This window comes from Vibrio sp. WZ-1, assembly GCF_052037695.1.
Lineage (GTDB): Bacteria > Pseudomonadota > Gammaproteobacteria > Enterobacterales > Vibrionaceae > Vibrio.
In genome coordinates, this window is the sequence record NZ_JBQEQR010000034.1 from 1 (window position 1) to 529 (window position 529).

At 42.5% G+C, this 529-nt stretch carries 1 protein-coding gene; it reads left to right on the plus strand.

The window, feature by feature from the left end:
• Window positions 1-325: 325 nt before the first annotated feature.
• On the plus strand, window positions 326-529 hold a 204-nt coding region (locus tag ACTS60_RS01000; RefSeq protein ID WP_440886796.1), incomplete at its 3' end, for a helix-turn-helix domain-containing protein.

A 529-nucleotide genomic window follows, 5' to 3' on the forward strand; every position in this document is an offset into this window, starting at 1 on the left:
ACCATCAACATGCGAAACTGTACGATAAATCTGTGGCATACATCATTCCTATTTGATTAAGCCTAAGAACTATATGGGGATTATGATTTTGATAATCAACCTTGCACATAACGCCCTGTTAAGGTGTGAGCAACGCAATACAGAAGCCGCCGCATACCACCTTAAACACCAAACACAACGCATAGTAAAAATGCCACGCGTTGCGAATCACTCTTAAACAGTTTGTTAGGCTTCTTGGATTCAAGTACGAAGTGCGACACCTCTGAACACAAAAACAGTGAGATGCGATAATCATGAAGTTTGCTCCCGCCAAGAAGTAAAAAACATGAGATACACGCACCTCACTGAGAACGAAAGGTATATGATTTCTTCGCTCAGAAAGCAAGGGATTAGTACCGCTAAAATAGCTAAACAACTGGGGCGTCACAAAGCCACTATCTATCGAGAAATTGAACGCAACTCCCGATACAACAGACACTTTAAAAGGTACTCCTATCAGGCATGGAGAGCCCAACAAATGGCTCGCAAC